The organism is Prochlorococcus sp. MIT 0701 (assembly GCF_000760295.1).
In the GTDB taxonomy this organism is placed as follows: domain Bacteria; phylum Cyanobacteriota; class Cyanobacteriia; order PCC-6307; family Cyanobiaceae; genus Prochlorococcus.
This window is the reverse complement of sequence record NZ_JNBA01000052.1, coordinates 1-6,131: the sequence shown is the minus strand read 5'-3', so window position 1 is coordinate 6,131 and position 6,131 is coordinate 1. Positions and strand designations below refer to the sequence as shown.

Here is a 6,131-nt window from a genome sequence, read left to right as displayed (position 1 = left end):
GATTGAGAAACGATTGCGTAAGGGGTATGAAATGGGCTATGTTTTTGGACTGCGCAAAGGGCTGAGTCCTGTAGCGCAGGCCACGCGATGCTGATGGCGAAAGCTTGAGGTGTCAGTGGGTGCTTACAAGATCAGAGGAGCGATCCGCTGGTGTTGTAGGTTTTAGAAGCGATCGCAAGATCGCAGCGCCTGACACTCCTTACAAGGGAGTGGAGGAGCAGAACCTGGACAACTTAAGAGTTTAGGAACTGACGCTTTTGTCGCGTTTAGGCCCTATGAGAAGCGATCAAAAGCTGATCAAAAGGTTTGAGCAGATATGCGACGAGAGTGTGAGGTCCCGTCAAAAGAAATGAGTTGCAGAAACCTGTTACAGCATCAATTTTTGCTTTCACGGGCGAGGATTGATGTCAAAGGTGTGACAGGTGAAAGCAACGACCGGATCTGAGATCCTGGAAAGTCACAGAAGGAAGAGATTCTGAAGTGCACTCTTGTAATCCTTCTGTCAGAGGAAGGAGGCAACAACTGCTTGTCGTACGCCAGTGCGAATGAGTGGGTGAAGCAAATCAGACTGAGTGATGAGCCTGTAAGGGTTGATTGCGAGAGGGTTTGATCTACTACGGAGAGTTTGATCCTGGCTCAGGATGAACGCTGGCGGCGTGCTTAACACATGCAAGTCGAACGAACCTTCGGGTTAGTGGCGGACGGGTGAGTAACGCGTGGGAATCTGCCCTCAGGAGGGGGATAACGGTTGGAAACGGCCGCTAATACCCCATATGCCGAGAGGTGAAATGAATTTCGCCTGAGGATGAGCCCGCGTCTGATTAGCTAGTTGGTGAGGTAATGGCTCACCAAGGCATCGATCAGTAGCTGGTCTGAGAGGATGATCAGCCACACTGGGACTGAGACACGGCCCAGACTCCTACGGGAGGCAGCAGTGGGGAATTTTCCGCAATGGGCGCAAGCCTGACGGAGCAACGCCGCGTGAGGGATGAAGGCCTCTGGGCTGTAAACCTCTTTTCTCAAGGAAGAAGATCTGACGGTACTTGAGGAATAAGCCACGGCTAATTCCGTGCCAGCAGCCGCGGTAATACGGGAGTGGCAAGCGTTATCCGGAATTATTGGGCGTAAAGCGTCCGCAGGCGGCTTTTCAAGTCTGCTGTTAAAACGTGGAGCTTAACTCCATCAAGGCAGTGGAAACTGATTGGCTTGAGTGTGGTAGGGGCAGAGGGAATTCCCGGTGTAGCGGTGAAATGCGTAGATATCGGGAAGAACACCAGTGGCGAAGGCGCTCTGCTGGGCCATAACTGACGCTCATGGACGAAAGCCAGGGGAGCGAAAGGGATTAGATACCCCTGTAGTCCTGGCCGTAAACGATGAACACTAGGTGTCGGGGGAATCGACCCCCTCGGTGTCGTAGCCAACGCGTTAAGTGTTCCGCCTGGGGAGTACGCACGCAAGTGTGAAACTCAAAGGAATTGACGGGGGCCCGCACAAGCGGTGGAGTATGTGGTTTAATTCGATGCAACGCGAAGAACCTTACCAGGGTTTGACATCCTGCGAACCTCTAAGAAATTAGAGGGTGCCTTTGGGAACGCAGTGACAGGTGGTGCATGGCTGTCGTCAGCTCGTGTCGTGAGATGTTGGGTTAAGTCCCGCAACGAGCGCAACCCACGTTTTTAGTTGCCAGCATTCAGTTGGGCACTCTAGAGAGACCGCCGGTGATAAACCGGAGGAAGGTGTGGATGACGTCAAGTCATCATGCCCCTTACATCCTGGGCTACACACGTACTACAATGCTACGGACAAAGGGCAGCGAACTCGCGAGGGCAAGCAAATCCCATAAACCGTGGCTCAGTTCAGATCGTAGGCTGCAACTCGCCTACGTGAAGACGGAATCGCTAGTAATCGCAGGTCAGCATACTGCGGTGAATACGTTCCCGGGCCTTGTACACACCGCCCGTCACACCATGGAAGTTGGCCACGCCCGAAGTCGTTACTCCAACCCTTGTGGAGGAGGACGCCGAAGGTGGGGCTGATGACTGGGGTGAAGTCGTAACAAGGTATCCGTACCGGAAGGTGCGGATGGATCACCTCCTAACAGGGAGACAACAACTGATCGTGATGTCTGAGTTATTGATACTTAGGCCATGATCCTGTCACCTTAGGTCGATCGGTACCTCAAGTTGAGAATCAAAGAAGAGCTGAGTAATCAGCTTGGAGATTGATGATTGATTTTAGTTCCTAAACTTTGTCTAGGTCACACCCCGCAAGGGTTACTCCTGGGCCATTAGCTCAGGTGGTTAGAGCGCACCCCTGATAAGGGTGAGGTCCCTGGTTCAAGTCCAGGATGGCCCATTCGGTGTTGGGGGTTTAGCTCAGTTGGTAGAGCGCCTGCTTTGCAAGCAGGATGTCAGCGGTTCGAGTCCGCTAACCTCCACTGACGAATCTTCTGACAACGAGCCAATGGTGAGAATCATTGTGTGATGTGATTTAGAATTTAAGTTTGCTGGCAGACCCTAGCTTCTTATCATTCCAGGTCTCAATCAATTGAGATTAGGTTGATATGACGCTGGGCTCACTGTAATTCGAAAGAATTGCAGAGATGTTCAGCAGAACCTTGACAACTGCATAGGTAAGTCTGGAAAGAATAAAGCATCTCATGGATGCATGATTCTTGTGAATCAGCTGATGCAATCTGCGCGAGTAGAGAGCTGAGGTTGATGAACGAGAATGATGTTTGATTCTTGAGTCAAGAGCCGAGACTCTATAGCGTTCTTTCGATGTCATCGAGGCATCGAGAGTTTGATTGGTCATTCAAACCATCTTAAATGACAAGCATTCAAGGAGACTTGATGTTTGAGATTTAAGCCAGGTGAATTGCTAAGAATACGTATTCAACTACGTGAAGCGTTATAGAGATTAATTGGTCAAGCTACAAAGGGCTCATGGTGGATACCTTGGCACACAGAGACGATGAAGGACGTAGTTACCTGCGATAAGTCTCGGGGAGCTGGACACACGCTTTGATCCGGGAATTTCCGAATGGGGCAACCCCTAGTACGGCCAGCTGAATCCATAGGCTGGTGCGAGTCAACCCAGCGAACTGAAACATCTTAGTAGCTGGAGGAAAGGAAAGTAAAAACGACTCCCTAAGTAGCGGCGAGCGAACGGGGAAGAGCCTAAACCGATGGTTTCGACCATCGGGGTTGTGGGACAGCAATGTGTATCAGGGATGTTAGGAGAAGTGTTTGAATGGCACACCACAGAGGGTGAAAGTCCCGTAACCGAAAACTGAACTGAACTAGCTGTATCCCGAGTAGCACGGAGCACGTGAAATTCCGTGTGAATCCGCGAGGACCACCTCGTAAGGCTAAGTACTACTGTGTGACCGATAGCGAAACAGTACCGCGAGGGAAAGGTGAAAAGAACCCCGGGAGGGGAGTGAAATAGAACATGAAACCATGAGCCTACAAGCAATGGGAGCCCGACTAAATCGGGTGACCGTGTGCCTGTTGAAGAATGAGCCGGCGACTTATAGGCACTGGCAGGTTAAACCGGAAATGGTGGAGCCATAGCGAAAGCGAGTCTGAATAGGGCGATCGTCAGTGTTTATAGACCCGAACCCGGGTGATCTAACCATGGCCAGGATGAAGCTTGGGTGATACCAAGTGGAGGTCCGAACCGACTGATGTTGAAAAATCAGCGGATGAGCTGTGGTTAGGGGTGAAATGCCAATCGAACCCGGAGCTAGCTGGTTCTCCCCGAAATACGTTGAGGCGTAGCGTCTAGTGCTCCAGCAGGGGGGTAAAGCCACCATTTCGGTGCGGGCTGCGAGAGCGGTACCTAATCGAGATGAACTCTGAATACCCTGTGTGTAACTAGGCAGTCAGACTGTGGGGGATAAGCTCCATGGTCGAAAGGGAAACAGCCCAGACCGCCAGCTAAGGTCCCCAAATCAACACTAAGTGATAAAGGAGGTGGGATTGCCCAGACAACCAGGAGGTTTGCCTAGAAGCAGCCATCCTCAAAGGAGTGCGTAATAGCTCACTGGTCGAGCGATCCTGCGCCGAAAATGAACGGGGCTAAGTGTTGTACCGAAGCTGCGGATTTAACTTGTTAAATGGTAGGGGAGCGTTCTATGTGGGGCGAAGCGTTAGCGTAAGCGGGCGTGGACTGCATAGAAGTGAGAATGTCGGCTTGAGTAGCGAAAACATGGGTGAGAATCCCATGCCCCGAAACCCTAAGGGTTCCTCCGGCAGGCTCGTCCGCGGAGGGTTAGTCTGGACCTAAGGCGAGGCCGAAAGGCGTAGTCGATGGATAACAGGTCAACATTCCTGTACCGGTTATGTTTTGGGAAGGGGGACGGAGAAGGCTAGCCAAGCCAGATGTTGGTTACTGGTTTAAGCGTTCGAGGCGTTGAGGAGCGGAGAAAACGTTCTGAGCTGAGGCGTGAATACGAGCTGCTACGGCAGCGAAGTTGGTGATGTCATGCTTCCAAGAAAAGCCCTATACCCGTTAAGGCATAACTGCCAGTACCCGAAACCGACACAGGTAGGGTGGTAGAGAATACTGAGGGGCGCGAGATAACTCTCTCTAAGGAACTCGGCAAAATGGCCCCGTAACTTCGGGAGAAGGGGTGCCAGCGAGAGCTGGTCGCAGTGAAGAGGCCCAGGCGACTGTTTACCAAAAACACAGGTCTCCGCTAAGTCGCAAGACGATGTATGGGGGCTGACGCCTGCCCAGTGCCGGAAGGTTAAGGAAGCCGGTCAGCGTAAGCGAAGCTGGCGACTGAAGCCCCGGTGAACGGCGGCCGTAACTATAACGGTCCTAAGGTAGCGAAATTCCTTGTCGGGTAAGTTCCGACCCGCACGAAAGGCGTAACGATCTGGGCGCTGTCTCGGAGAGAGGCTCGGCGAAATAGAATTGTCTGTGAAGATGCGGACTACGTACACCCGGACAGAAAGACCCTATGAAGCTTTACTGTAGCTTGGTATTGTGCCCGGGCTCTGAATGCGCAGGATAGGTGGGAGACGTTGAAGTAGTGCTCGTGGGTGCTACTGAGTCAATGGTGAGATACCACTCTTTCAGAGCTAGGGTTCTAACGTTCACCCGTTATCCGGGGAGCGGACAGTATCAGGTGGGCAGTTTGACTGGGGCGGTCGCCTCCTAAAAGGTAACGGAGGCGCGCAAAGGTTCCCTCAGGCTGGTTGGAAATCAGTCGACGAGTGCAAAGGCAGAAGGGAGCTTGACTGTGAGACCTACAAGTCGAACAGGGACGAAAGTCGGCCTTAGTGATCCGACGGTTCTGAGTGGAAGGGCCGTCGCTCAACGGATAAAAGTTACTCTAGGGATAACAGGCTGATCTCCCCCAAGAGTTCACATCGACGGGGAGGTTTGGCACCTCGATGTCGGCTCATCGCAACCTGGGGCTGAAGTCGGTCCCAAGGGTTGGGCTGTTCGCCCATTAAAGCGGTACGCGAGCTGGGTTCAGAACGTCGTGAGACAGTTCGGTCCATATCCGGTGTACGCGCAGGAACATTGAGAGGATTTCTCCCTAGTACGAGAGGACCGGGAGGAACGCACCTCTGGTGTACCAGTTATCGTGCCAACGGTAAACGCTGGGTAGCCATGTGCGGAGTGGATAACCGCTGAAAGCATCTAAGTGGGAAGCCCACCTCAAGATGAGTGTTCCCATGGCATAAGCCAGTAAGGTCACGGGAAGAACACCCGTTGATAGGCTCTACGTGGAAGTCCAGTAATGGATGCAGCGGAGGAGTACTAATAGACCGAGGGCTTGACCATCCATTTGGTTCTTGCCCGAGAAACAAGTTTTATTCAATTCAGAGCATCATTCGCAAGGATGATGACCTATGCAGTTCTCAAGGTTCACTCCTTGGGAATGATTTTATCCTGGTGTTCATGGCGATGTGGAACCACTCCGATCCATCTCGAACTCGGTTGTGAAACGCATCAGCGGCGACGATATTTTAGGGGTAGCCCTCTGAGAAAATAGCTCAATGCCAGGTAAAACATTTCCGCATGTAGATCATCAATCTCGAGAGAGAGTTGTTGATTCGCCAAGAAAAAGCCACCCCTGCGGGTGGCTTTTTTGATGGGCAAGTCAGTGTGAT

Annotated in this window: 2 tRNA genes and 3 rRNA genes; all 5 read left to right on the top strand. The window is 52.1% G+C overall.

The window, feature by feature from the left end:
• Window positions 1–613: 613 nt before the first annotated feature.
• The 5 genes from EV12_RS12815 to rrf all read left to right on the top strand — a co-directional run bounded on the left by EV12_RS12815 (window position 614) and on the right by rrf (window position 6,026).
• Window positions 614–2,098: ribosomal RNA gene (locus EV12_RS12815) — 16S ribosomal RNA — on the top strand.
• 183 nt (window positions 2,099–2,281) lie between these two features.
• Window positions 2,282–2,355 (top strand) — tRNA-Ile (locus EV12_RS12810).
• Window positions 2,356–2,364: 9 nt separating this feature from the next.
• A tRNA-Ala gene (locus tag EV12_RS12805) sits at window positions 2,365–2,437 on the top strand.
• A gap of 488 nt (window positions 2,438–2,925) precedes the next feature.
• Window positions 2,926–5,802 (top strand): 23S ribosomal RNA (locus tag EV12_RS12800).
• Between the two features lie 107 nt (window positions 5,803–5,909).
• Window positions 5,910–6,026, top strand: a 5S ribosomal RNA gene (gene rrf, locus EV12_RS12795).
• Together the 16S, 23S and 5S rRNA genes with 2 tRNA genes alongside form the textbook arrangement of a ribosomal RNA operon.
• Window positions 6,027–6,131: the final 105 nt, after the last annotated feature.